Genomic DNA, 24,334 nt, shown 5'->3' with positions numbered 1-24,334 from the left:
CAGTTCCGCTCTCAGAGATCGGCGGGCAGTGGCTCTTTCAGCCATTGCATAGCGTTCTTTTCCAGGCTGCCATCGGCCTTGGCCGCGACCAGGATCTGGTTGACCTTCTCCAGCAGGGCCGGCTCGTTCTTGTTCACGCCCACGTACACCGGAGAGTCCTTGAGCTTCACTTTCAACGCCGGCACGCGTTTGGGGTTGCGCTCGCTGATCGCGACCATTACCACGTTGCCGCTGGCAATCAGGTCGACCTGGCCGGCCAGGTAGGCGGCGATGGTCGAGTTGTTGTCTTCGAAGCGCTTGATCGTGGCTTCCTTGGGGGCGACGGCGGTCAGTTCGATATCTTCGATGGCGCCACGGGTCACGCTGATGGTTTTGCCCTTGAGGTCGTCGGTGCTGCTGATGGCGGCGTCAGGCGGGCCGAACACGGCCAGGTAGAACGGTGCGTAGGCCTTGGAGAAATCAATCACCTTCTCGCGCTCAGGGTTCTTGCCCAGGCTGGAGATCACCAGGTCGACCTTGCCGGTGGTGAGGAACGGGATACGGTTGGTGCTGTTGACCGGGGTCAGTTCCAGCTTGACCTTGAGCTGGTCGGCCAGCAGCTTGGCAGTGTCGATGTCCAGGCCGCGTGGCTTCATGTCGGGGCCGACCGAGCCGAAGGGCGGGAAGTCCTGGGGCACGGCGACCTTGAGGGTGCCACGGGCGACGATGTCGTCCAGACCATTGGCCTGGGCGGGTGCCTGGCTCAGCATCAGGCTGGCAAACAGGGCAGTAAGCAGGGCGCTGTAGCGCTTGGTCATGGCAACTCTCCGAGAAGGGCGAAGGGATTTTCTGAATTTGCTCAGTGCACAGCCCATGCCATCACCTTCTGAATCGTCTGCAAGGCCGGTATTTGTTGAGTTTTGGTGGTCGGACTGGTCTGAACAGTGCCGGGGCTTTGCGCACTGTTTTCGAGCGTCGGCAAAACCTCGCGAGCCCCTTTGGGGCGTGGCTTGCCGCCCGCCACGAATAGCTTTACAACTAGCCACTCAGTTGACTGGAACCTTGAGTTTTTTATGAATTCCATCGCCCAAGCCGTACCGGAAGCGGCCCTGCAGGCCATTCGCAAACTGATCAAGGAGCAAGGCTTCGGACCGGGCGATGCGTTGCCGTCGCAACGGGATCTGGCGGTGCAGTTGGGGGTGAGCCGAGCGTCGTTGCGTGAGGCATTGTCGTCCCTCAGCGCCTTGGGTGTGGTCAGTGTGCAGCCGGGCAAGGGCGTGTTCGTGCAGGCGGTCGAGGAGTCGCCAGGGTTCGCCTGGCCCTTTGCGGCGCAGGCTACGCCGCTGGATATCTTCCAGTTGCGCTATGCCCTGGAAGGTTTTGCGGCGGGGCTGGCGGCGGTGACGCTGACCATCGATGAGTTGGACAGCCTGGAAGACAACGTGGAGGCCATGCGCAAAGTGCTCAAGGCCGGCGACTTCGAAGCCGCCGCCCGGCTCGACTTCGAGTTTCACCAGCGCATCCTGCTCGCCAGTGGCAACCAGGCGATGGTGAGCATCCTGAGCGCGAGTGCCGAGGTTTTTCTGGAGAGCCAGAAGCTACCGTTCATCCGACCGGAACGGGCCATGGAGACCTGGCAGGAGCATCGTCGGATTCTGCGCGCCCTGGCCCGGCGCGCCAGTGCGGCAGCGCAGAAAACCATGCAGGAACACGTGCGCAATGCGGCGTTGCGCACCGGCATTGTCTTCGTGACCCCCGTCACTCCCTGAGTTGGGCTATACCCAAACTCATGGGCCATCATAGGAAGACTCAATCAGAGGCGGCTTCCTGAACGGGGGAAGGGCAGCTATGATGGGCCACGTTTTTTTTGCTTACAATCCGGAGACATCCATGAGCAACGATCTTATCAAGCACGTCACCGACGCGACCTTTGAGGCCGAAGTACTCAAGGCTCAAGGCCCGGTGCTGGTTGACTACTGGGCTGAATGGTGCGGCCCTTGCAAAATGATCGCTCCAGTCCTGGACGACATTGCGACCACCTACGAAGGCAAGCTGACCATTGCCAAGTTGAACATCGACGACAACCAGGAAACCCCGGCCAAGCATGGCGTGCGTGGTATCCCGACCCTGATGCTGTTCAAGAACGGCAACGTCGAAGCGACCAAAGTAGGTGCGCTGTCGAAGTCTCAGCTCCAAGCTTTCCTCGACGCGAACATCTAAGCGTCGTCAAAAAAGCCCCGCAAATAGCGGGGCTTTTTCGTGAAACAGGGCTAGACGCTCCGAAACTCAGGTGGTACATTCGGCCCCGCACTGGTTTCTCCACTGCCCCCTGCAAGCCGTCGCCGACGCATTCCTTTTCGATTAGTACGCGATCCTGTCGCCTTCTCTGCGGCGCGGCCTCATTAAGCCAAAAGCTTAATTTCCCCCCTCCATAAATGATTACGTCATTCCTATATGAATCTGACTGAACTCAAGCAAAAGCCGATTACCGACCTGCTCCAATTGGCCGAAGAAATGGGCATAGAAAATATGGCCCGTTCGCGCAAGCAGGACGTGATTTTCTCCCTGCTCAAGAAGCACGCGAAAAGCGGCGAGGAAATCTCCGGTGATGGCGTGCTGGAGATTCTCCAGGACGGCTTCGGCTTCCTCCGCTCTGCTGACGCGTCCTATCTCGCCGGCCCAGACGATATCTACGTCTCGCCGAGCCAGATCCGTCGCTTCAACTTGCGCACCGGTGACACCATCGTTGGCAAGATCCGCCCACCGAAGGAAGGCGAGCGTTATTTCGCCCTGCTCAAGGTCGACACGATCAACTTCGACCGTCCCGAGAACGCGAAAAACAAGATTCTCTTCGAGAACCTGACCCCGCTGTTCCCGACCGTGCGCATGAAGATGGAGGCCGGTAACGGTTCCACCGAAGACTTGACCGGTCGTGTGATCGACCTGTGCGCCCCGATCGGCAAAGGCCAGCGTGGCCTGATCGTCGCGCCGCCGAAAGCCGGTAAGACCATCATGCTGCAGAACATTGCAGCGAACATCGCGCGTAACAATCCTGAAGTTCACCTGATCGTGCTGCTGATCGATGAGCGTCCGGAAGAAGTGACCGAAATGCAGCGCACCGTGCGCGGCGAAGTGGTTGCCTCCACGTTCGATGAGCCGCCAACCCGCCACGTGCAGGTTGCCGAAATGGTGATCGAGAAGGCCAAGCGCCTGGTCGAACACAAGAAGGACGTGGTGATCCTGCTCGACTCCATCACCCGTCTGGCCCGTGCCTACAACACCGTGATCCCGAGCTCCGGCAAGGTATTGACCGGTGGTGTCGATGCCCACGCCCTGGAGAAACCGAAACGTTTCTTCGGCGCCGCGCGCAACATCGAAGAAGGCGGCTCGCTGACCATTATCGCCACCGCACTGGTTGAAACCGGTTCGAAGATGGACGAAGTGATCTACGAAGAGTTCAAGGGTACCGGCAACATGGAACTGCCCCTGGACCGTCGCATCGCGGAAAAACGCGTGTTCCCGGCTATCAATATCAACCGTTCCGGTACCCGCCGCGAAGAGTTGCTGACCGCTGACGACGAACTGCAGCGCATGTGGATCCTGCGCAAGCTGCTGCACCCGATGGACGAAGTAGCTGCCATCGAGTTCCTGGTCGACAAGCTGAAAACCACCAAGACCAACGACGAGTTCTTCCTGTCGATGAAGCGTAAGTAATACGACGTTTCAGGTCCTGAAGAATGGCGCCCCCAGGGGCGCCATTTTTTTGTGCCCATTTTTTAAGCGCTCCTGGCAGGCAAACGCACCCTGGAGCAGGTAGGATGTACGCCTATTTTACGGGTGGCATGGTTAATGAAATTCAAGGATCTTCGGGATTTCGTGCAGCAACTTGAGCAGCGCGGAGAGTTGAAACGTATCCAGATGCCGATTTCCCCGGTGCTGGAAATGACTGAGATTTGCGACCGCACCCTGCGCAACAAGGGCCCGGCGCTGCTGTTCGAGAACCCGACCGGCTTTGATATCCCGGTGCTCGGCAACCTGTTCGGTACGCCCGAGCGCGTGGCTTTTGGCATGGGCGCCGAGTCGGTCAGCGAACTGCGCGAGATCGGCAAGCTGCTGGCCTTCCTCAAGGAGCCCGAGCCGCCCAAGGGCCTCAAGGACGCCTGGTCGAAGCTGCCGATCTTCCGCAAGATCATTGCCATGGCCCCCAAAGTGGTCAAGGACGCGGTGTGCCAGGAAGTGGTCATCGAAGGCGATGACGTCGACCTCGCCATGCTGCCGGTGCAGACCTGCTGGCCCGGCGACGTCGGCCCGCTGATCACCTGGGGCCTGACCGTCACCAAAGGCCCGAACAAGGACCGCGAGAACCTCGGCATCTACCGCCAGCAAGTGATTGGCCGCAATAAGGTCATCATGCGTTGGCTGAGCCACCGTGGCGGCGCACTGGACTTCCGTGAGTGGTGCGAAAAGCACCCCGGCAAACCGTTCCCGGTCTCCGTGGCCCTTGGCGCCGACCCCGCCACCATCCTCGGTGCCGTGACGCCGGTGCCCGACAGCCTGTCCGAGTACGCCTTCGCCGGTCTGCTGCGCGGTAACCGCACCGAACTGGTGAAATGCCGTGGCAACGACCTGCAAGTGCCGGCCACTGCCGAAATCATTCTTGAAGGTGTGATTCATCCGGGCGAAATGGCCGATGAAGGCCCTTACGGCGACCACACCGGCTACTACAACGAAGTCGATAGCTTCCCGGTGTTCACCGTCGAGCGCATCACCCATCGGATCAAACCGATCTACCACAGCACCTACACCGGCCGGCCGCCGGATGAGCCGGCGATTCTCGGCGTGGCGCTTAACGAAGTGTTCGTGCCGATCCTGCAGAAGCAATTCCCGGAGATCACCGACTTCTATCTGCCGCCGGAAGGCTGCTCGTACCGTATGGCCATCGTGACCATGAAGAAGTCGTACCCAGGCCATGCCAAGCGGGTAATGCTCGGTGTGTGGTCGTTTTTGCGACAGTTCATGTACACCAAGTTCGTTATTGTCACCGACGACGACATCAACGCCCGCGACTGGAACGACGTGATCTGGGCCATCACCACGCGCATGGACCCCAAGCGCGACACGGTGATGATCGACAACACGCCGATCGACTACCTCGACTTCGCCTCGCCGGTGTCGGGCCTGGGTTCGAAGATGGGCCTGGATGCCACCCACAAATGGCCGGGTGAAACCACCCGCGAGTGGGGCCGAGTGATCGTCAAGGATGAAGCCGTCACCGCCCGTGTCGATGCGATCTGGAAAGAATTGGGAATAGATTGATGCGTGTAACCCTGCAACCTTCCGGCGCCGTGCTGGAGCTGGTCCCTGGCGAGCGAATCCTCGAAGGCGCGCGCCGCCTGGGCTACGAGTGCCCACAGGCCTGCCGCAACGGCGTGTGCCATGTGTGCGCCGCGCTGTTGGTGGAAGGCCGCGTGCAGCAGGCCGGTGAGGTGCGTGATCACGGTGAGTTCTACACCTGCATTGCCGAGCCGCTGGAAGATTGCATTGTGTTGTGGGATGGCGTGCTGGCGCCGGGAGAGTTGCCGTTGCGCAAGTTGTCGTGCCAATTGAGTGAATGCGTAGAGGTCGGTGGCGACGTGTGGCGTGTGCGCCTGCGTGCGCCGGCCGGCAAGGCGGTGCGTTACCACGCCGGGCAATACCTGATGATCGAGCGCGAGAACGGCGAGAAATCGGCCTTCTCCCTGGCGTCGGCGCCTCATGCCGGACGTGAGCTGGAGTTACATGTACTGGCCCGCGAGGACAGTGCCCGCACTTTGCTTGCGCAACTGCAACGCAACCAGATGGCCCGTGTCGAACTGCCGTTTGGTGACACCCACCTGGCCGAGTTGCCGGACGGGCCGCTCGTGTTGATCGCCGCCGGCACCGGCATGGCGCAGATGCACAGCCTGATCGAACATTGCCGCGCCTCCGGCTTCAAGCACCCGGTGCACCTGTACTGGGGCGTGCGCCGTCCGGAAGATTTCTACGAGATCGAACACTGGGACCAGTGGTTGCAACTGCCCAACCTGTTTTTGCACAAAGTCGTCAGCGATCTGTGCGGTTGGGAAGGGCGCTGCGGGTTGTTGCATGAAGCGGTGTGCGAAGACATCGCCGACCTCAAATCGGTGCACGTCTACGCCAGCGGCTCACCGGCCATGATCTATGGCACCCTGGATGCGTTGGTCGAGGCGGGCATGGATGCGCATCAGATGCGGGCTGATGTATTTGCCTACGCGCCGCGCTGAGAGGCCTGCCGGGGAATGCTTTTGTAGTAAGCAGGCTTGCCCTGCGTTGGGCTGCAAAGCAGTCCCAGTAAAGGCACCGTGCAGTTTCAGTTAAAGCGAGTCGTTTGTTTTGGGGCTGCTTCGCAACCCAACGCAGGGCAAGCCTGCTCACCACAGAGTCAAAAGCGTACGCCGGTCGTCACCATCGCCGCATTGAACCCCAGCAACACCAATTCCGCCGCCACCGGCCCGTAATGGGCGCCAACCGACGGAATGATCACCGGCGCCACGCCGAAACGGTTCAAGGGGATCTTATCGCGGTACTTGCCGCGATAACCCTGGATCGCCCCGCCCGTCAGTTTCAAATACACCGGATAGTCGGCCATGTCGTAGCGTTTACCCGCGTATGCGTAGTACGAGCGCTGGCTGAACGAGTTGCGAAACGTCGCCCCGCCATACACAAAGCCTGAGGCATCATTGCGCTCCAGGCCGATCAGGTCCTGGTTGTTGTTGTGGTCCGGGTCCGGCGCAAAGTGCCGGGTGTAGACGCTGGTCTGCGCGTACCAGAAACCTTTGTCGTCCTCGGTGGCCGGTGTTTCGCCCGCCAGGGCGGTGGTGGCCTGGGCCAGGAACAGCAGGCCAGGCAGTCGGAATTTCTTCATGGGTGCGACCTCGATAGTCGGTTTGATGGGCGGCTAGGTGGGTCGTGATGTGTGCGCTATTTTGACGGCTTGGCGCATTCCCAGGCTGAACCGGGGCTGAAACTACCGGGATTGGCCTGCGCAATCCTGATGAATGGGCGAATTTGCTTATGCAATCGCTTATGCTTTAAAGGTATTTAATTTGTTACATAAATATCCATAAGCTATATCGCAACGGACTACCGATTCTTTCACAACCACCAATCACTGACCGCCACCGCCCGCCAGCCGGATCGATCGTATGAACTCAGAGCGCCACGCTCTGGTTTTTGATTCAAGGGGAGCGGTATGGGGAGCTATAAGCAACACGCGCTGTACACGGCGATTTTGTCAGCCAATTTGCTGACCGCCGTGGGTTTCAATCCTGTCTTCGCGGCCGAAACGTCGGCCACCGATACACCCAAGCTCGACACCGTGATCGTCACCGGCACCCGCGCCCAGGAGCGTACGGCCAGTGCTTCGCTGTCACCCATCGATGTGATTTCCGGCGACACCCTGCGCAGCACCGGCTCCGATGAGCTAGGCGCAGTGCTGGCGCGGCTGATCCCATCGATCAACTTCCCGCGCCCGAGCCTGGTGGACGGTGCTGAGCTGGTGCGTCCTGCGCAGTTGCGCGGCCTGTCGCCGGATCAGGTGCTGGTGCTGGTCAACGGCAAGCGTCGCCATACCAGCGCGTTCGTCAACCTGGGCGGTGCGGTGGGACGCGGCTCGGCGCCAGCGGACCTGAACGCGATCCCGCTGTCGGCGGTAGACCATATCGAGGTGCTGCGCGATGGCGCTTCCGCGCGCTACGGCTCGGACGCCATTGCCGGGGTGATCAACGTGATCCTCAAGCACGCCGACCATGGCGGCTCGATCTCCACCAAGTTCGGCGAATACAAGAAGGGCGACGGTATCCAGCGTAATGTCAGTGGCAACACTGGCCTGGCGCTGGGCGATAACGGCTTCATCAACCTCTCGGCCGAAGGTGCCGATAACGATTACACCAACCGTGCCGGCAATGATTACCGCCCAGCCAGTGTCGGCTCCACCACCTACGGCCAGCGCGTGTTCCGCCAGGGCGAACCGGCCACCAACGAAGGCAAGTTCCAGTTCAACTCGGAATATTCGTTCAACGATGCCGCCGAGTTCTACACCTTCGGCGGCTACAGCAAGCGGCGCGGCGAGACGGCGGCGTTCTACCGGGCGAGCAACGCTTCCAACAACATTGCGGCGCTCAACCCCAACGGCTACCTGCCGTTGATCAAGGGCAACCTGGAGGACACCTCGCTGGTGGTGGGCCTGCGCGGGCTGCTGGCCTACGACTGGCACTACGACCTCTCGGCCAACTACGGCAAGAACCAGTACGAGTTGAGCACCGAAACCATCAACACCTCCCTGGGCCTGGCCACGCCGCGCAAGTTCGACAACGGCACCCTGAGCAACGACCAGAAGCAAGTCAGCCTCGACCTGTCCCGTGAGTTCGACGTGGGCTTCCTGCCATACCCGGTCTCCGTGGCCTTTGGCGGTGAATACCTGCGCCAGGGTTATGAGATTGAAGCGGGTGAACCGGCGTCCTACTACCAGACCGGCAGCTCGGGCCTCGGCGGCTTCCGTGATGCCGACGCCGGCAGCAGTTCGCGCCACAATTGGGCCCAGTACCTGGACCTGGAAACCAACTTCACCGAAAAACTCAGCGCCTCGGCCGCCGTGCGGCATGAGGATTACAGTGACTTCGGTTCCAACGTCAGCGGCTCGTTGTCGGCCCGTTACGACTTCACCCCGCAGGTGGCCTTGCGCGGCAGTATCTCCAACGGTTTCCGCGCACCGTCCCTGGCCCAGCAGAACTTTGCGTTTACCTCGTCGCAGTTGATCGGCAGCGACATCCGCGAGGCTGGCACCTTCCCGGCGTCGAGCCAGGTGGCCCGCCTGCTGGGCGCGGAAGACCTCAAGGCCGAGAAGTCGCGCAACTACAGCCTCGGTCTGGTACTGGAGCCTGCCGACGACCTGACAGTGACCGTGGACGTGTACCGCATCGATATCCGCGACCGTATCAGCCTGTCGTCCAACCTCAACCTGGACCCGGCCACCCAGGCCTATCTGCGCGCCAACGGTGTCGGCAACATCAACTACACCACCGCCCGCTACTTCACCAATGCCACCGACACCAGCACCGACGGCGTCGACCTGGTGGCCAACTATCGCTATCAGTTCGATAACGGCATCCGCTGGAACAGCACCGTGGGCTACAACTACAACCACACCCGGGTGACGGACGTGAAGCCCAACCCGGCCATCCTCGACAGCCTGGGTGCCAACCTGGTGCGGGTGGACCGTCGCGAGAAGAGCGGCTTGCTGGGCGATACCACGCCTGAGCACAAGCTGAGCCTGGGTAACGACTTCACGTTTGGCAATTGGGCGCTGCACAGCAACCTGGTGCGCTATGGTGAATTTACCAGCTACCAAACCGACAAGGTCAACGACCAGACCTTCAAGGCGGCCTGGGTGCTGGATTTGTCGGCGGACTACAAGCTGAAGAACTGGACCTTCACCCTGGGCGGCGACAACGTCACCGATAAATACCCGGAGAAGGTCAACGCGTTCGCCAGCAGCGGTGGCAATTTGGCCTATAGCACTTTTTCGCCGTACGGTTACAGCGGCGCGTTCTATTACGGTAAAGTTGCCTACAACTGGTAAAGCACAGGAGACCTAAGCGATTTGCCATGACCGTTATTGAATCCGATCTTTTGCAATTGGCTTACCCTCCGCGGCTCGATCTTGGGCCGCAACTCACTCACGAACAGTTGATGAGCTCGATGCAGGCCACCATGGCGCGGCATAAGGGTGGGCCGGTCTGGTTATTCGCTTACGGTTCGCTGATCTGGCGTCCTGAATGCTCCTCGACGGAGCGGGTGCGGGCACGGGTCCACGGTTATCACCGGGGCCTGTACCTGTGGTCCCATGAACATCGGGGGACGCCGGAGCTGCCGGGGCTGGTCTTTGGCCTGGATCGCGGCGGCTCCTGCAGCGGGTTTGCCTACCGCTTGCCGGAAGATCAGCTGGAGGCCTCGCTGTACGCCTTGTGGCAGCGCGAGATGCCTTACCCGTCCTACCGGCCCCACTGGCTCAGCTGCCGTCTGGAAGATGGCAGTACCGTACAGGCACTGGGTTTTGTGTTGGAGCGGCACTTGCCCAGCTACGCCGGCAACTTGCCCGATATCGTGCTGAACCATGTGCTGCAAAGCGCTTGCGGGCGTTACGGCACCACTCGCGATTATGTCGAGCAGACCGTCAACGCCCTGCGCAGCCACGCCATGCCAGATAAGAACCTGGAGGCGCGGCTCAAGCGCTGTGCGAAGGACTGTTCAGGCGGTTAGCGCGCCGAGCTGACGCTGTTGGTGTGCCACAGCGTTGGGATCAGGAAGGCGATTGCCAGCAGGCACGCGCCGATCAGCAGCACGAAACCACCGTCCCAGCCGAAATGGTCCACGGTGTAACCCATGGCCGCACTGGCGGCCACCGAGCCGCCCAGGTAACCGAACAGGCCGGTGAAGCCCGCAGCGGTGCCGGCGGCTTTCTTTGGGGCCAGTTCCAGCGCCTGCAGGCCGATCAGCATCACCGGGCCGTAGATCAGGAAGCCGATGGAGAACAGCGCGATCATGTCGATCATCGGGTTGCCCGGCGGGTTGAGCCAGTACACCAGGGTCGCCACGGTCACCAGCGCCATGAACACGATGCCGGTCAGGCCGCGGTTGCCACGGAAGATCTTGTCTGACATCCAGCCGCACAACAGCGTGCCCGGGATACCCGCCCACTCATAGAAGAAGTACGCCCACGACGATTTATCCACCGTGAAGTGCTTGGCTTCTTTCAGGTAGGTCGGTGCCCAATCCAGTACGCCGTAGCGCAGCAGATAGACGAACACGTTGGCGAAGGCGATGTACCACAGCATTTTGTTGCGCAACACGTACTTGACGAAGATTTCCTTGGCGCTGAATTCATCTTCGTGGCTGGCGTCGTAGCCTTCCGGATAGTCGTTCTTGTACTGCTCGATTGGCGGCAGGCCGACCGATTGCGGGGTGTCGCGCATGGTGATGAAGGCAAACGCCGCCACCAGCAACGCCACGGTGGCCGGTACGTAGAACGCCGCGTGCCAGTCGTTGAACCAGGCCATGCCGAGCAGGAACAGCGGGCCGATCAGGCCGCCGCCGACGTTGTGCGCCACGTTCCACACCGACACCACGCCGCCACGTTCTTTCTGCGACCACCAGTGCACCATGGTCCGCCCACTTGGCGGCCAGCCCATGCCTTGGGCCCAGCCGTTGATGAACAGCAAAATGAACATCATGGTCACGCTGGACGTCGCCCAAGGTGCGAAACCGAAAATGAACATCACACCCGCCGAAACCAGCAGGCCGAAGGGCAGGAAGTAGCGTGGGTTGGAGCGGTCGGACACCAGGCCCATGAGGAACTTGGACAGGCCGTAGGCAATCGCGATGGCCGACATCGCCAGGCCCAGTTCGCCACGGGTATAACCCTCGTCGATCAAGTAGGGCATGGCCAGTGAGAAGTTTTTGCGCAGCAGGTAGTACCCGGCGTAACCGAAGAAAATACCGGCGAAGATCTGCCAGCGCAGGCGTCGGTAAGTGCTGTCTATTTTTTCTTCAGGCAGGGGCGCCTGATGTGCGGCAGGACGAAAGAAAGCAAACATTCAAGAGCTCCAGATTTCTTGTTTTGACTGCGGATGCGAATGTTACAGTTTCGTTACCGAAAATAGCATCGCCTCTTATCTATAAACAACCAGAAATGAACGCTAATGAATGTTCCCTTACGAACACCGGAGATCGAAAAGTGGGAGGGGGCTTGCCCCCGATAGCTGTTTATCAGTCTGTATATCTGTGACTGACACACCGCTATCGGGGGCAAGCCCCCTCCCACATTGACGGTATTTCAAATTTTTAGCGGGTTTGGACGACGACCTTTCCAACCGCCTTGCGCTGCCCAAGGTCATTGATCGCCTGGGCGGCCTGTTCCAGCGGATACACCTGCGACACCAACGGCTTCAACTTGCCCTCGCCATACCACGTGAACAACTGCTGGAAATTCGCCGCATTATCCTGCGGCTGGCGCTGGGCGAACGAGCCCCAGAACACCCCAACCACCGCCGCGCCCTTGAGCAGCGCCAGGTTCACCGGCAGCTCGGGAATGCGCCCGCTGGCAAACCCCACCACCAATAAGCGGCCGTTCCAGGCGATGGCGCGGATGGCCTGGTCAAACAGGTCGCCGCCCACCGGGTCGTAGATCACATCGGCACCGTTACCGTCGGTGAGGCGCTTGATCTCGTCTTTCAGGCTGGTTTCGCTGTAGTTGATCAACTCATCGGCGCCGGCGGCCTTGGCCACCGCGAGTTTGTCGGCGCTGCTGGCGGCAGCGATCACACGGGCGCCCATGGCCTTGCCGATTTCCACGGCAGCCAGGCCCACGCCACCGGAAGCGCCGAGTACCAGCAGGGTTTCGCCGGGTTGCAGGTTGGCCCGTTGCTTGAGCGCGTGCATCGACGTGCCGTAGGTCATGCTGAAGGCAGCGGCGGTGTTGAAATCCATGCTTGGCGGGATCGGCAGTACGTTATAGCCCGGCACCGCGACTTGTTCGGCAAAGCTGCCCCAGCCGGTCAGCGCCATGACCCGGTCACCGACTTTCAGGTGGCCGACTTTTTCGCCCACTTCACTGACCACGCCTGCCGCCTCGCCACCCGGCGAGAACGGAAAGGGCGGCTTGAACTGGTACTTGCCCTCGATGATCAGCGTATCCGGGAAGTTGACCCCGGCCGCGTGCACGTCCAGCAGGATTTCGTTCTTCTTGATCGCAGGGCTTGCGACATCTTCCAGCACCAGGGTTTCGGCAGGGCCGAAGGCTTTGCACAGCACAGCTTTCATCGGACTATTCCTTTTGGCGTCGTGGCCGATAAGTGTAGGAGGGTACGCCCGTGGGTCAACGAGCATGCCCAGGCCTGATAAGCCGCCATAAGCTTGTGCTCTGCCTTGCTAGCGTTATGCTACCCGGCAACCGAATGTGAGGAATGAACTGTGAAAGCGTGGATCCTGTTGATGCTGGCCCTGACCTTGCCGATGGCGGCCCAGGCCGAAGAAGCCAAAGAAGGCGAGGCGCCGAAGGTCAGCTATATCAGCCTGAGCCCGCCGTTCGTGGGCAACTACGGCCTGGACGGCACGGCGAAACTCAAGGTGTTCAAGGCCGATATCGCCTTGCGCGTGACTGGCACCGAAGCGGCCGCCGCCGTCAAAGCCAACGATGCGTTGATCCGTAATCAACTGGTGGCGCTGTTCACCCAGCAGACCAACGAGGCGATGAGCACCGTCGAGGGCAAGGAAAAACTGCGCCAGGAAGCCTTGAAGCAGACCCAGCAAGTGATGAACGACGAAACCGGCAAGCCGGTGGTGGAAGACCTGTTGTTCAACAACCTGATCATCCAATAAGTCGCTACGCGACTATCGGGGGCAAGTCGAATCGTCGCACCGCCCCTCCCACAATTGGAATGCGATCAAATGTGGGAGGGGCGGTGCGACGATTCGACTTGCCCCCGATGACGGCGGGACAGGCGCCTCAGGACGCCAGGCTTTTCCTGAACCGCGCCAACGCCACCGCAAAAAACACCAACCCAATCCCCGCCAGCGCCAGCAAGTCCGGCCACACCACGCTCACCCCCGCATCACGAAACAGAATCGCCGCACTCAAACTCACAAAATGCGTCGACGGCGACCCCTGCATCACCCACTGCAACCACTCGGGCATGCTGTCCAGCGGCGTACTGCCGCCCGAAAGCAGCAGCATCGGGATAATCACCGGAATCGCCAGCAGGCCGAATTGCGGTGTCGAGCGCGCCAGCGTCGCGAGGAAAATCCCCAGCGCCGTGCTGGCAAACAGGTAAAGCGCTGTCACGAACAGGAACAACCCCAGCGATCCGGCCAGCGGCACCCCAAGTAAGCCTTTGACCACCACCTCCAGCGACAGCCAGGTACACAGCACCACCACGAGCATGTTGCTCCAGATTTTCGCCAGCATGATTTCCAGCGCCGTCAGTGGCAGCACCAGCAAGTGGTCGAGGGTGCCGTGCTCGCGTTCACGCAGCAGGGCGGTGCCGGTCAGGATAATGGCGAGGATGGTGATGTTGTTGACGATCTGGATAACCGCCAGGAACCAGCCGCCTTCAAGGTTGGTGTTGAACAGCGCTCGGGTAGTGAGCTGCGCGGGTGCCCGGCTGGCGGCATCGGCTTGTCCGCTGTAGGTCAGCAGTTCGCGCTGGAAAATCCGCCCGATGTAGCCCGCCCCCATGAACGCCTGGCTCATCGCCGTGGCATCCACATTCACCTGCACCCCCGGCTGGCGCCCGGCCAACAGGTCGGCCTGGAAATTAGCCGGCACATTGATTACGAAGGTGTACTTGCCGCTGTCCATGACCCTGTCCAATTGGTCATAGGCCAACGGTGCAGGCGCCTGGAATTCGGGCGGTTGCAGCGCTTCGGCCATCTGCCGCGAGAGGGCGCTGTGGTCTTCATCGACAAACGCGACGCTGGCGTTGTGTACACCGATCACCGAACCGGCGGCGGGCATATAGATGGCGACAGTGAAGGCGTAGAACAGAAACAGCAGTAACACGCTGTCATGGCGAAGGCTGGTCAGTTCCTTGATCCCCAGCCGCAGAATGTGCGCGAACTTATGCATCAAGCCTCCTGCTTCTTGAGCATGACCAGGCTCAGCCCGGTAAACCCGACGAAGAACCCGAACAGCGCCAGGCACTGGGGCCACAACTGGCGCAGGTCCAGGGCCTTGGTGAAGGTGCCCACGGCAATGTCCAGGAAGTGCCCGGCCGGAAACAGCATGCCCATCAAGGCCGCCGCGCCTTCCAGGGAAGAGCGCGGCACGATAAGCCCGGAGAACTGGATGGTCGGCAGGCTGGTGATGATCATGGTGCCGAGGATCGCCGCGATCTGCGTACGGGTGAAGGCCGAAATCAGCAGGCCCATGCTGGTGGTCGCCAGCACGTAGAGCAGGCCGCCGAACGCCAGCGTGAGGGCGCTGCCCTTGAAGGGCACGCCGAACAGCCAGCGGTTCATCGCCACCAATACCGTCAGGTTGACCAGGCTCACGGCCAGGTACGGCGCCTGTTTGCCGAGCAGGAATTCCAGGCGGGTCAGCGGCGTGGCGTAGAAGTTGGTGATCGAGCCCAGCTCCTTTTCGCGCACGATACCGAGCGCGGTGAGCATCGCCGGGATAAACGCCAGGATCAGCGCCATCACGCCGGGGCCGATGGCGTTTACGCTGACCACGTCCTGGTTATAGCGAAAGCGCGTTTCCAGCTTGGCGGCGGCCGGGGTGTTGCGCGGTAGGCTACTCAGTTCGGCCAGTTGCTGCAGGTTCTCCTGATGCACGGCCTCCACATAGTTACGGCTGGTTTCCGCGCGAAACGGCATGCCGCCGTCCAGCCACGCGGCCACCGTGGGCTGGCGCCCGGCGTAGAGGTCGCGGCCAAAGCCGGGCGGGATCTCCAGGACCAGTTTGATTTCTGAACGTTGCAGGCGCCGGTGCAGTTCAGTCGGGTCCTGGATGGACGCCTGCTCGGCGAAATAGCGCGAACTGCGAAACGCCTCCAGGTAGGCACGGCTTTGCGGCGTCTGGTCCTGGTCGTAGACGGCAAAGGCGAGGTTTTCCACATCCAGGGAAATGCCATAGCCGAAGATCACCATCATGAACATCGCCCCCAGCAGGGCGAAGGCCATGCGCACTTTGTCGCGCAGCAGTTCCTTGCCTTCGCGGCTGGCCACGGCTACCAGACGGGCCAGGCTGAAACCGCGTTTGCTCAGCGGCGCCGCGCTGGTTTCGCTGACGGTCTTGGCCGGCGCGGTGGGTTCGGCTTCACCTTGGGCCTGTTCCAGGCACGTGACGAACGCGGCTTCCAACGTATCGCCGTGGAATTGCCGTTGCAGCGCATCCGGCGTATCGCAGGCCAGCACCTTGCCCGCGTGCATCAGGGAGATGCGGTCGCAGCGCTGGGCTTCGTTCATGAAGTGGGTGGACAGGAAGATGGTCACGCCTTGTTCGCGGGACAGCTCGATCAGCAATCGCCAGAAGTCATCCCGTGCGGCTGGGTCGACGCCCGAGGTGGGCTCATCAAGGATCAACACTTCCGGGCGATGCAGCACCGCCACCGCCAATGACAAACGCTGGCGCAGGCCGAGGGGCAACTCGCCGGACGGTTGCTCGGCGACGTCACCCAGGTCGAAACGCTGGATCAGCTCATCAAGGCGCGGGCCGCTGTCGGCCTTGGGCAGGTCGAACAGTTGCGCATGCAGCACCAGGTTCTGGCGCACGCTGAGTTCGCCGTACAGCGAAAAGCTTTGCGACATGAAACCCACGCGCTTGCGCGTGGCCAGGTCCTTGGCGTTCACCGGGTTGCCCAGCAGCGTTGCGCTGCCCTCGGTGGCCGGCATCAGCCCGGTGAGGACTTTCATGGTGGTGGTCTTGCCGCAACCGTTGGAGCCGAGGAAGCCGAAGATCTCGCCGCGACCAATCGCAAAGCTGACCTTGTTCACCGCAGTGAAATCGCCGAAACGCAGGGTCAGGTCATGAGCTTCGATGGCGATATCGGTGTTGTCGCTTTGCCTCGGCGGGATCACCAGCGGTTGGTTGTCGCGGGCGCTGTCACCCTGGAAGTGGGTGAAGGCTTCGTCCAATTTGCCGCTGGGTGTCGCGGCGGCCAAGTCGCTGCTCAGACCATCGGCGATCAGCTTGCCGCGATCGAGCATCAGGCAGTGTTCGAACTGTTCGGCTTCTTCCATGTAGGCCGTGGCCACCAGCAATGTCAGTTGCGGGCGTTCGCTGCGTACGCTGTCGACCAGTTCCCAGAAGCGCCGACGTGACAGCGGGTCGACGCCGGTGGTGGGTTCGTCGAGGATCAACAGGTCCGGGTCATGGATCAGCGCGCAGCACAGACCAAGCTTCTGTTTCATGCCGCCGGAGAGCTTGCCAGCCGGGCGCTCGGCAAAGCGCGCGAGATCGGTGGCCAGCAGCAGGTTGTGCATACGCTGGTCGCAATCGGCTTTGGACAGGCCGAACAGCGTGGCAAAGAAACGGATGTTTTCGCTGATGGACAGCTCGGGGTACAGGTTGCCGCCCAGGCCCTGGGGCATAAAGGCAATGCGCGGATACAGGCTGTTGCGGTGGCGGCGATCGTCGATGGCGCCGCCGAGCACCTGCAACTGGCCGTCCTGGAGCTTTTTAACCCCGGCGATCAAACCCAGCAGGCTCGACTTGCCCGCGCCATCCGGCCCGATCAACCCGCAGCGCGTACCGGCCGGCAGGCCGAACGTGATGTCGACCAGTGCCGGTTGCTTGCCGTAGCGGTGGTTGATCCCCGTGGCCTGCAGCGCCAGGGCGGTCATTGCAGGTTGGCCGGCCAGTCGATGTCAGCCGTGCGCACATAGCCGGCGCCGGGCATGCCCGGTTTGGCCTGGGGCACGGCGCTGGGTTGGGTCAGGCGCAGTTTGACGCGAAATACCAGTTTCTGGCGTTCGTCGCGGGTTTCCACTTCCTTGGGGGTGAACTGGGATTTGGCGGCGACAAAGCTGATCTTGGCCGGCAGCGGCTGGTCGGGCAGGGCATCAAGCAGGATGCGTGCGTCGCTGCCGACGGTGAGGCGGCCGGTCACGGAAGCGGGCAGGTAGAGGTTCATGTACTGATCATTAGGATCGATCAGTAGTAACACACGGCCACCCGCGCCGAGCACTTCGCCGGGTTCGGCCAGGCGCAGCTGGATAATGCCGTCGATGGGCGCCCGGAGGCTGCTGTCGTCGATCTCGCTGGTGAGCTGGGCGACCTGGGCCTCGGCGGCGCCAATGGCGGCCTTTACCGAATTAACCTGGGCCTGCGCGGCAATCACGGCGGCGTTGCCGGTGTTCTGTCGCGCCTGCTGCTGATCGATCAGCTGGCTGCTGGCGAAGCCGCGCTTGTACAGCTCCTGGGTGCGCTTGAGTTCCTGGTTGGCCAGCAGTTGTTCGCTCTGGCGCAGTTGCACGTTGGCTTCGGCGGCGGCGAAGTTTTCCTTGGCGCGCAGCACTTCGGCTTCGGCCTGGGCGCGTTGGGCTTCGAGGGTGCGCGTGTCCATGCGTGCGAGCAGTTGGCCCTTGAGCACCTTGTCGCCTTCGTCCACGCGCACTTCGGCCAGGCGTCCTGGGATCTTGGCGGCGATCTGCACTTCGGTGGATTCCAGGCGGCCGTTGCCCATGCTCAGGCCTTCGGGCAGGCGGTCCTGGGTGGAGCGCCAGTAACCGAAGCCGCCAGCACCCAGCAACAGGGCGATAAGCGCAACGGCGAAAAGGCGGGAGGTGTGGTGATTCGTCGACATGGCTGCTTCCTGCGGCGTTAGCGTCCTAGTGTGAGCGGTTTGCCCCAGCGGGGTGTTGATGCCGGTCAGTCAAATCAAATGGATTACGGCCGCCCATTGCTCGGGCGTGACGGCCATCACCGACAACCGGCTGCCTTTTTGTACCAGGGGCAGTTCGGCAAGGGCCGTTTGCTGTTTGAGGTAGCCCAGGCCGAGCACCTTGGGAAAGGTCCGGACATGGGCAACGTTGATCGCGCTCCACGGATTTTTCTCCGGGGTGGCCTTGGAGTCGAAGTAGTGGCTTTCGCGCTCCAGCGCAGTAGGGTCCGGATAGGCCGCCTCGATGATTTTGCCGATGCCGGCAATACCCGGCTCCGGGCAACTGGAGTGATAGAAGAAAAACTCGTCACCCACCGCCATGGCCCGCAGGAAGTTACGCGCCTGGTAGTTGCGTACCCCGTCCCAGCGGGCTTCGCCAAGCTTTTCCAGGCCTTTGATGGAGAGTTCGTCGGGCTCTGATTTCATCAGCCAATAGGCCATTGTTGGGCTCCTGAAATAAGCAGTGGGCAAGTTGTCCTGCAATTTAATGACAAACCGACAGTCGGTTGGCGCCAAGGTTTGCGTGTTGGTTCACGTTACCGCAGAATGCCGGCTTTTAAAGCTTGACGCAGCTGCAACGGACTACTTTGGAACGTTGTTGTCATCGTGTACGAGGTGCCTGCAGGGGGGCAATCGATGCAACGTAAACCGGATTTACTATGGATTTTGGTGATTTTGTTTGGTCTGGGCGTCGTGACCACCGGGTATGCCCAAAGCTTGTGGTCGAACAAGACCGATGCGCCCGTTGAACTGGCTCAACAGCAGCCGCAACCGTTCAAACGCTGACCCTTCTCTACTAAGGCGCCGCTGACTCCAGTGGCGTCTTCGCAATATACCAACGCTTATCGGTGACGGTGCCCGCCAGCGGCACATCCCAGCTGGCCTGCGCCAATCGTTCGACCTTCTGACACTCATGGGCCAGGCCCAGCAGCGTTGGCTTGCGCCAGCTCTGGCGGCGCGTCAGGTAAGCCAGGCTGCGGTCGTAGAACCCGCCGCCCATGCCCAGGCGTCCGCCGACATCATCAAAGCCCACCAACGGCAGCAGCACCAGGTCCAGCGCCCAGACTTTGCGTTGGCGGCTGATGTTCACCCGTGGTTCCAGGATGCGAAAGCGATTGGGCAGTAGCTTCTCACCCGGCCTGACCCGTTGGAACACCATCTTGGTACGCGGCCAGGCGCTGAGCACCGGCAGATAGGTGGCCTTGCCCCGGCGCTGTGCTGCACGCAGCAGCAAGCGCGGATCGATTTCACCGTCCGTCGGTAGGTATAAGGAAATATGTTTGGCCCGGCGAAACAGCGGGTGCTGTGCCAGTTGCCGATACAGGCCCTGGGCGGCCTTGCGCTGCTCGCTCGGCGTGAGGGCGCGGCGGGCCTTGCGCAACATGCGTCGAAGTTGCGGACGGGAAAGCGGCGCAGGTTCGGTCATGGTTTCGGCTCATAAAACAATGCCAGTCCGAGGACTGGCATTGAGTTTGGGAATTCAGGCTCCCCGACAGAGCCGCTGTCGACTTAGCCCTTGAACCCGAAAGTTCAAGGTGGAAGATGCAGTAGGCTTTAAGGCTTTCCGTCTAGCGGACATGCACACCAGCCCAACGTGCAACTTCCAGGGTAGTGCGAATCGGCTCAGGGACATCGCCGACTGGCAAACACGCCAGGGAGTGGGGCGAGTATACCTTAAACAGACGCGGCAATCAGCCCTTGGGTGCTTCCGGATCGCTGGAAAGCACCAGATCGACACGCTCCAGCAAGTCACGCACCTGCTCACGCGTCGAGCCGCTGGCCTGCACGTCAGGGCGTTCCTGCTTATGCAGCAGATCGTGGGTAATGTTCAGGGCGGCCATCACGGCGATGCGGTCGGCGCCGATGACTTTGCCGCTGCTGCGGATTTCACGCATCTTGCCATCCAGGTAGCGGGCGGCGCTCACCAGGTTGTTGCGCTCTTCCTGGGGGCAGATGATCGAATATTCTTTGTCGAGGATCTGCACGGTGACGCTATTGCTTGAACTCATGAGTCTTGCTCCAGGGCCTTCAGGCGCGAAATCATCGATTCGACCTTACGCCGGGCGATTTCGTTTTTTTCAATGAGGTGAGCGCGTTCCTCGCGCCAGGTCTTTTCCTGAGCTAATAGGAGTCCGTTTTGACTCTTAAGTTGCTCGACCCGAGTAATTAGCAATTCGAGTCTGGCCATCAGCGCTTGCAGGTCGGTGTCTTCCATTGGGTTCCACTGGATTTGTCTGATGAATGGCAACTGCAGGATAAACGATCTGACGCCCTTGATAGTCTTGGTACGTCTGCCGGTGCTAGGATACAGCGCTCCATTCTAGACATTGCGCCGTCTGGCGCCTAGCTCACCATGCCTATTCAGAACTCCCCGTACGATGCTTTCTCCAAACTGCTGAGCGCCAGCGGCCACCCCTGCTCGCCAGCCGAACTGCACGGCGTGTTGCTGGGCCGTAGCTGCACCGGCGTCGGCTTCGACGCCGACAACTGGCTGGCCGACGTGGCCGAGCTGCTGGAAACCGAACCGACCGACAACGTGCGCAATGCGTTGATCGGCCTGCAAGAGATGGTCAAGGGCGAGCTGACCGGTGATGACGTCACCGTGGTCCTGCTGCTGCCGACCGACGACGCGCCGCTTACCGAGCGTGCCGCCGCCCTGGGCCAATGGTGCCAGGGCTTCCTCCACGGCTTCGGCGTGAACGCCGGCGGCCTGGAACTGAGCACCGACGCCAAGGAAGTGCTGCAGGACCTGGCAGCCATCTCCCAGGTGCAAGACGCCCTGGAAGAGTCCGAAGACGGCGAGGGCGATTACATGGAAGTCATGGAATACCTGCGCGTCGCGCCGCTGCTGCTGTTCACCGAGACCAAAAAATCGGCTGAGCCGGCTGCACCCAAGCCGTCGCTGCACTAAGAAAGGAAGCCCATCTGCCCATGATCCATATCCCCAAAGCGGAATACACCCGGCGCCGCAAGGCGCTCATGGCGCAGATGGAACCCAACAGCATCGCGATCCTGCCGGCCGCCGCCGTGGCGATCCGCAACCGTGATGTCGAGCATGTCTACCGCCAGGACAGCGACTTCCAATACCTGAGCGGCTTCCCCGAGCCGGAAGCGGTGATCGTGCTGATGCCCGGTCGCCAGCACGGCGAGTACGTGCTGTTCTGCCGCGAACGCAACGCCGAACGCGAACTGTGGGACGGCCTGCGCGCCGGCACCGAAGGCGCGATTCGTGACTTTGGCGCCGACGATGCCTTCCCCATCACCGATATCGACGACATCCTGCCCGGCCTCATCGAAGGCCGCGACCGGGTGTACTCGGCCATGGGCAGCAATGCCGAGTTCGACCGGCACCTGATGGAGTGGATCAACGTGATCCGCTCCAAGGCCCACCTGGGCGCCCAGCCACCGAACGAATTCGTTGCCCTGGATCATCTGCTCCACGACATGCGCCTGTATAAATCGGCGGCGGAAGTGAAGGTGATGCGCGAGGCGGCGCGAATCTCTTGCGCGGCCCACGTGAAGGCGATGCAGGCCAGCCGGGCCGGCCTGTATGAGTTCAGCCTGGAAGCCGAGTTGGATTATGAATTTCGCAAAGGCGGCGCGAAAATGCCGGCCTACGGTTCCATCGTCGCCGCCGGGCGCAACAGTTGCATCCTGCATTACCAGCAGAATGACGCGGTGCTCAAGGACGGCGATCTGGTGCTGATCGACGCCGGTTGCGAGATCGACTGCTATGCCAGCGACATCACCCGCACCTGGCCGGTCAATGGCAAGTTCTCGCCGGAACAGAAAGCGATCTACGAGATTGTGCTGGCCTCCCAGGAAGCCGCCTTCGCGGAGATCGCCCCGGACAAGCATTGGAACCAGGCCCATGAGGCGACCGTGCGGGTGATCACCGCCGGGTTGCTCGAGCTGGGGTTGTTGCAGGGTGACGTCGACGAACTGATCGCCAGCGAAGCCTATAAGGTGTTTTACATGCACCGTGCCGGTCATTGGCTGGGCATGGATGTGCATGATGTGGGCGAATACAAAGTGGGCGGTGAATGGCGTGTGCTGGAAGTCGGCATGGCGTTGACCGTGGAGCCGGGGATCTACATTTCGCCGGACAACCAGAACGTGGCAAAGAAATGGCGTGGCATTGGCGTACGCATCGAGGACGACGTGGTAGTGACCAAGCAAGGCTGTGAAATCCTGACCGGCGGCGTGCCCAAGACCGTCGCCGATATCGAAGCGCTGATGGCGGCTGCCCGATGAGCCGGGTCAACCTGGCGATCATCGGCGGCGGCCTGGTGGGCGCCAGCCTGGCACTGGCGTTGCAGGCCGGGGCCAAGGCCCGGGGCTGGAAGATCGTGCTGATCGAACCCTTCGCGCCGGGCGACAGCTACCAGCCGAGCTACGATGCGCGCTCCTCGGCGCTGTCCTTCGGCGCCCGGCAGATCTACCAGCGCCTGGGCCTGTGGCAGGACATTTCCCGCCGCGCCGAGCCGATCAAGCAGATCCATGTGTCCGACCGTGGGCGTTTCTCCACTGCGCGTCTGTCTGCCATGGAAGAGGGCGTGCCGGCCCTCGGTTACGTGGTGGAAAACGCCTGGCTGGGCCAATGCCTGTGGCAAGGCCTGGACAAAGACGTGGTCAGCTGGCGTTGCCCGGCCGAAGTCACGCGCATGGAGCCGCTGCCCGATGGCTACCGCCTGACCCTTAACGATGAAACCGTGTTGGAGTGCGATCTCGCTGTACTGGCCGACGGCGGCCGCTCCGGCCTGCGCGAGCAATTGGGCATTGGCGTGAAAACCCGCCCGTACAATCAGAGCGCGCTGATCGCCAACATCACCCCGAGCGAAGCCCACAACGGCGAGGCATTCGAGCGCTTCACCGATGAAGGCCCGATGGCCTTGCTGCCGCTGCCAGACAACCGCTGCGCGCTGGTCTGGACGCGCATCGGCATGGACGCGCAGCGCCTGGCCAATCTCGATGAACGCAGTTTCCTCAGTGAATTGCAGGGTGTGTTCGGCTATCGCCTGGGCACCCTCAAGCAGGTTGGTGCCCGTCACCTGTATCCGCTGACCCTGGTGGAAGCCGAGGAGCAAGTGCGCTCCCATCTGGCGATCCTCGGCAATGCCGCCCACAGCCTGCACCCGATTGCCGGGCAGGGTTTCAACCTGTCCCTGCGTGACGCGAATGCCCTGGCCGAGGCCTTGCTGGCCGGGCCGCAGGTGCCGGGTGATCTGGCCACCTTGCAGGGCTACCGCGAGCGCCAGCGCCTGGACCAGAAACTCACCGTGGGCTTCTCCGACCAAGTCACCCGCCTGTTTGGCAGCGCCCAACCGTTGGTCGCCCTGGGCCGAAACATGGGGCTGCTGGGGCTGGATTTGTTGCCCCCCGCCAAACGCTGGTTCGCCCGGCAGGCCATGGGCCTGGGCACGCGTCCCGATGCGTAAGTGGTTGATCGCGCGCCTGGGCAAGGCGCGCTTGTTGCGTTGGGTCATGACCCTGTATCCGCCGTATCTGGGCGCGGGGGTCAGCGTACAGCACATGAGCGCCGATTTTCGTCACGTCAAAGTGCGCATGGGCCTGGGCTGGTACAACCGCAACTATGTCGGCACGCAATTCGGCGGCAGCCTGTATTCGATGGTTGACCCGTTCTACATGCTGATGCTGATGGAGAACCTGGGCCGCGACTACATCGTGTGGGACAAGGCCGCGAGTATCGATTTCATTTCGCCCGGCAAAGGCCCGGTGTATGCCGAATTTTCCATCGACGAGGCCTTGCTGGACGAGGTCCGTCGACACACCGAAGGTGGCGAGAAGTACCTGCCCCACCTCAAGGTGCAGATTCATGACGGCTCCGGCACCCTGGTGGCGCGGGTCGACAAAACCCTTTACGTGCGGCGCAAGCCGCCAGTGAGACAGGCTTAAAG

Annotated in this window: 24 protein-coding genes and 1 other RNA gene; 13 read left to right on the top strand and 12 right to left on the bottom strand. The window is 61.5% G+C overall.

Going from position 1 to position 24,334, the window contains the following annotated elements; translation table 11 throughout:
- Positions 1-11: 11 nt before the first annotated feature.
- Positions 12-797 (bottom strand): transporter substrate-binding domain-containing protein, encoded by a 786-nt coding sequence (locus tag ACZ445_RS29045; protein ID WP_017530859.1) that lies wholly within the window; start codon positions 795-797, stop codon positions 12-14.
- 255 nt (positions 798-1,052) lie between these two features.
- Here ACZ445_RS29045 and ACZ445_RS29040 point away from each other — a divergent pair, with 255 nt between their 5' ends.
- From ACZ445_RS29040 to ACZ445_RS29020, 5 genes are all read left to right on the top strand, one after another.
- Entirely contained in the window at positions 1,053-1,748 is a 696-nt protein-coding gene (locus tag ACZ445_RS29040; RefSeq protein ID WP_058426446.1) for a FadR/GntR family transcriptional regulator, read from the top strand.
- Positions 1,749-1,869: 121 nt separating this feature from the next.
- Positions 1,870-2,199 carry a thioredoxin TrxA gene (gene trxA / locus ACZ445_RS29035; protein WP_003213989.1) on the top strand — a complete coding sequence of 110 codons (330 nt, stop codon included), beginning with the start codon at positions 1,870-1,872 and terminating at the stop codon, positions 2,197-2,199.
- Positions 2,200-2,433: 234 nt separating this feature from the next.
- Positions 2,434-3,693, top strand: a complete 1,260-nt coding sequence (gene rho / locus ACZ445_RS29030) for a transcription termination factor Rho (protein ID WP_016973082.1) — start codon at positions 2,434-2,436, stop codon at positions 3,691-3,693.
- Positions 3,694-3,828: 135 nt separating this feature from the next.
- Entirely contained in the window at positions 3,829-5,295 is a 1,467-nt protein-coding gene (gene ubiD, locus ACZ445_RS29025) for a 4-hydroxy-3-polyprenylbenzoate decarboxylase (RefSeq protein WP_464707840.1), read from the top strand.
- Complete coding sequence (locus tag ACZ445_RS29020) at positions 5,295-6,260, top strand: CDP-6-deoxy-delta-3,4-glucoseen reductase (protein ID WP_058426447.1); 966 nt, start codon at positions 5,295-5,297, stop codon at positions 6,258-6,260. Before ubiD ends, ACZ445_RS29020 begins: the two co-directional genes overlap by 1 nt.
- 158 nt (positions 6,261-6,418) lie before the next feature.
- Here ACZ445_RS29020 and ACZ445_RS29015 read toward each other — a convergent pair whose 3' ends face one another.
- Entirely contained in the window at positions 6,419-6,901 is a 483-nt protein-coding gene (locus tag ACZ445_RS29015) for a sn-glycerol-3-phosphate transporter (protein ID WP_179029600.1), read from the bottom strand.
- A gap of 327 nt (positions 6,902-7,228) precedes the next feature.
- On the opposite strand from ACZ445_RS29015, the gene ACZ445_RS29010 reads away from it, so the two are divergent.
- Positions 7,229-9,616, top strand: coding sequence for a TonB-dependent receptor plug domain-containing protein (locus tag ACZ445_RS29010; protein ID WP_464704576.1), 2,388 nt, complete (start codon positions 7,229-7,231; stop codon positions 9,614-9,616).
- 26 nt (positions 9,617-9,642) lie between these two features.
- Positions 9,643-10,296 carry a gamma-glutamylcyclotransferase gene (locus tag ACZ445_RS29005; RefSeq protein ID WP_058426450.1) on the top strand — a complete coding sequence of 218 codons (654 nt, stop codon included), beginning with the start codon at positions 9,643-9,645 and terminating at the stop codon, positions 10,294-10,296.
- On the opposite strand, the gene glpT is transcribed toward ACZ445_RS29005, so the two are convergent.
- Positions 10,293-11,630, bottom strand: coding sequence for a glycerol-3-phosphate transporter (glpT, locus tag ACZ445_RS29000; RefSeq protein WP_025857408.1), 1,338 nt, complete (start codon positions 11,628-11,630; stop codon positions 10,293-10,295). The genes ACZ445_RS29005 and glpT overlap by 4 nt on opposite strands.
- Positions 11,631-11,877: 247 nt before the next feature.
- The gene (locus ACZ445_RS28995) at positions 11,878-12,855 is read right to left on the bottom strand and encodes an NADPH:quinone oxidoreductase family protein (protein WP_058426451.1); all 978 of its coding nucleotides are present in this window, start codon (positions 12,853-12,855) and stop codon (positions 11,878-11,880) included.
- 150 nt (positions 12,856-13,005) lie between these two features.
- Here ACZ445_RS28995 and ACZ445_RS28990 point away from each other — a divergent pair, with 150 nt between their 5' ends.
- On the top strand, positions 13,006-13,413 hold the full coding sequence (locus ACZ445_RS28990) for a flagellar basal body-associated protein FliL (RefSeq protein ID WP_032884296.1): 408 nt from the start codon (positions 13,006-13,008) through the stop codon (positions 13,411-13,413).
- Positions 13,414-13,540: 127 nt separating this feature from the next.
- Here ACZ445_RS28990 and ACZ445_RS28985 read toward each other — a convergent pair whose 3' ends face one another.
- The 4 genes from ACZ445_RS28985 to ACZ445_RS28970 form a co-directional block, all read right to left on the bottom strand.
- Positions 13,541-14,659 carry an ABC transporter permease gene (locus ACZ445_RS28985; protein ID WP_058426452.1) on the bottom strand — a complete coding sequence of 373 codons (1,119 nt, stop codon included), beginning with the start codon at positions 14,657-14,659 and terminating at the stop codon, positions 13,541-13,543.
- Positions 14,659-17,376, bottom strand: coding sequence for a ribosome-associated ATPase/putative transporter RbbA (gene rbbA, locus ACZ445_RS28980; protein ID WP_464707839.1), 2,718 nt, complete (start codon positions 17,374-17,376; stop codon positions 14,659-14,661). Before rbbA ends, ACZ445_RS28985 begins: the two co-directional genes overlap by 1 nt.
- A complete protein-coding gene (locus ACZ445_RS28975; protein WP_058426454.1) occupies positions 17,373-18,338 on the bottom strand; it encodes an HlyD family secretion protein in 966 nt (321 codons plus the stop codon). The genes rbbA and ACZ445_RS28975 overlap by 4 nt, the downstream gene beginning before the upstream one ends.
- 69 nt (positions 18,339-18,407) lie before the next feature.
- Positions 18,408-18,857 carry an EVE domain-containing protein gene (locus tag ACZ445_RS28970; RefSeq protein WP_058426455.1) on the bottom strand — a complete coding sequence of 150 codons (450 nt, stop codon included), beginning with the start codon at positions 18,855-18,857 and terminating at the stop codon, positions 18,408-18,410.
- Positions 18,858-19,052: 195 nt separating this feature from the next.
- Here ACZ445_RS28970 and ACZ445_RS28965 point away from each other — a divergent pair, with 195 nt between their 5' ends.
- A complete protein-coding gene (locus tag ACZ445_RS28965) occupies positions 19,053-19,202 on the top strand; it encodes a hypothetical protein (protein WP_010207387.1) in 150 nt (49 codons plus the stop codon).
- A 10-nt stretch (positions 19,203-19,212) separates the two neighbouring features.
- On the opposite strand, the gene ACZ445_RS28960 is transcribed toward ACZ445_RS28965, so the two are convergent.
- From ACZ445_RS28960 to ACZ445_RS28945, 4 genes are all read right to left on the bottom strand, one after another.
- On the bottom strand, positions 19,213-19,842 hold the full coding sequence (locus ACZ445_RS28960; protein ID WP_058426456.1) for a 5-formyltetrahydrofolate cyclo-ligase: 630 nt from the start codon (positions 19,840-19,842) through the stop codon (positions 19,213-19,215).
- Positions 19,843-19,898: 56 nt separating this feature from the next.
- Positions 19,899-20,077: non-coding RNA, 6S RNA (gene ssrS / locus ACZ445_RS28955), on the bottom strand.
- Between the two features lie 30 nt (positions 20,078-20,107).
- Positions 20,108-20,425, bottom strand: a complete 318-nt coding sequence (locus ACZ445_RS28950; RefSeq protein ID WP_058426457.1) for a cell division protein ZapA — start codon at positions 20,423-20,425, stop codon at positions 20,108-20,110.
- Positions 20,422-20,631: a TIGR02449 family protein gene (locus ACZ445_RS28945; protein WP_007982902.1), complete on the bottom strand. Its 210-nt coding sequence runs from the start codon at positions 20,629-20,631 to the stop codon at positions 20,422-20,424. Before ACZ445_RS28945 ends, ACZ445_RS28950 begins: the two co-directional genes overlap by 4 nt.
- A 138-nt stretch (positions 20,632-20,769) precedes the next feature.
- Here ACZ445_RS28945 and ACZ445_RS28940 point away from each other — a divergent pair, with 138 nt between their 5' ends.
- Genes ACZ445_RS28940 through ACZ445_RS28925 form a run of 4 tightly spaced genes read left to right on the top strand, consistent with a single transcriptional unit; the run spans position 20,770 to position 24,332 of the window.
- Positions 20,770-21,327, top strand: a complete 558-nt coding sequence (locus ACZ445_RS28940) for a YecA/YgfB family protein (RefSeq protein ID WP_058426458.1) — start codon at positions 20,770-20,772, stop codon at positions 21,325-21,327.
- Between the two features lie 20 nt (positions 21,328-21,347).
- Positions 21,348-22,670 (top strand): Xaa-Pro aminopeptidase, encoded by a 1,323-nt coding sequence (pepP, locus tag ACZ445_RS28935; RefSeq protein ID WP_058426459.1) that lies wholly within the window; start codon positions 21,348-21,350, stop codon positions 22,668-22,670.
- Entirely contained in the window at positions 22,667-23,854 is a 1,188-nt protein-coding gene (gene ubiH / locus ACZ445_RS28930) for a 2-octaprenyl-6-methoxyphenyl hydroxylase (RefSeq protein WP_065880228.1), read from the top strand. The genes pepP and ubiH overlap by 4 nt, the downstream gene beginning before the upstream one ends.
- The gene (locus tag ACZ445_RS28925) at positions 23,847-24,332 is read left to right on the top strand and encodes a DUF4442 domain-containing protein (RefSeq protein WP_058426461.1); all 486 of its coding nucleotides are present in this window, start codon (positions 23,847-23,849) and stop codon (positions 24,330-24,332) included. Before ubiH ends, ACZ445_RS28925 begins: the two co-directional genes overlap by 8 nt.
- Positions 24,333-24,334 lie beyond the last annotated feature (2 nt).

The sequence above is a fragment of the Pseudomonas allii genome (genome assembly GCF_055380095.1).
The sequence above is the reverse complement of the archived record's forward strand: the minus strand, read 5'-3'. Positions and strand labels throughout refer to the sequence as shown.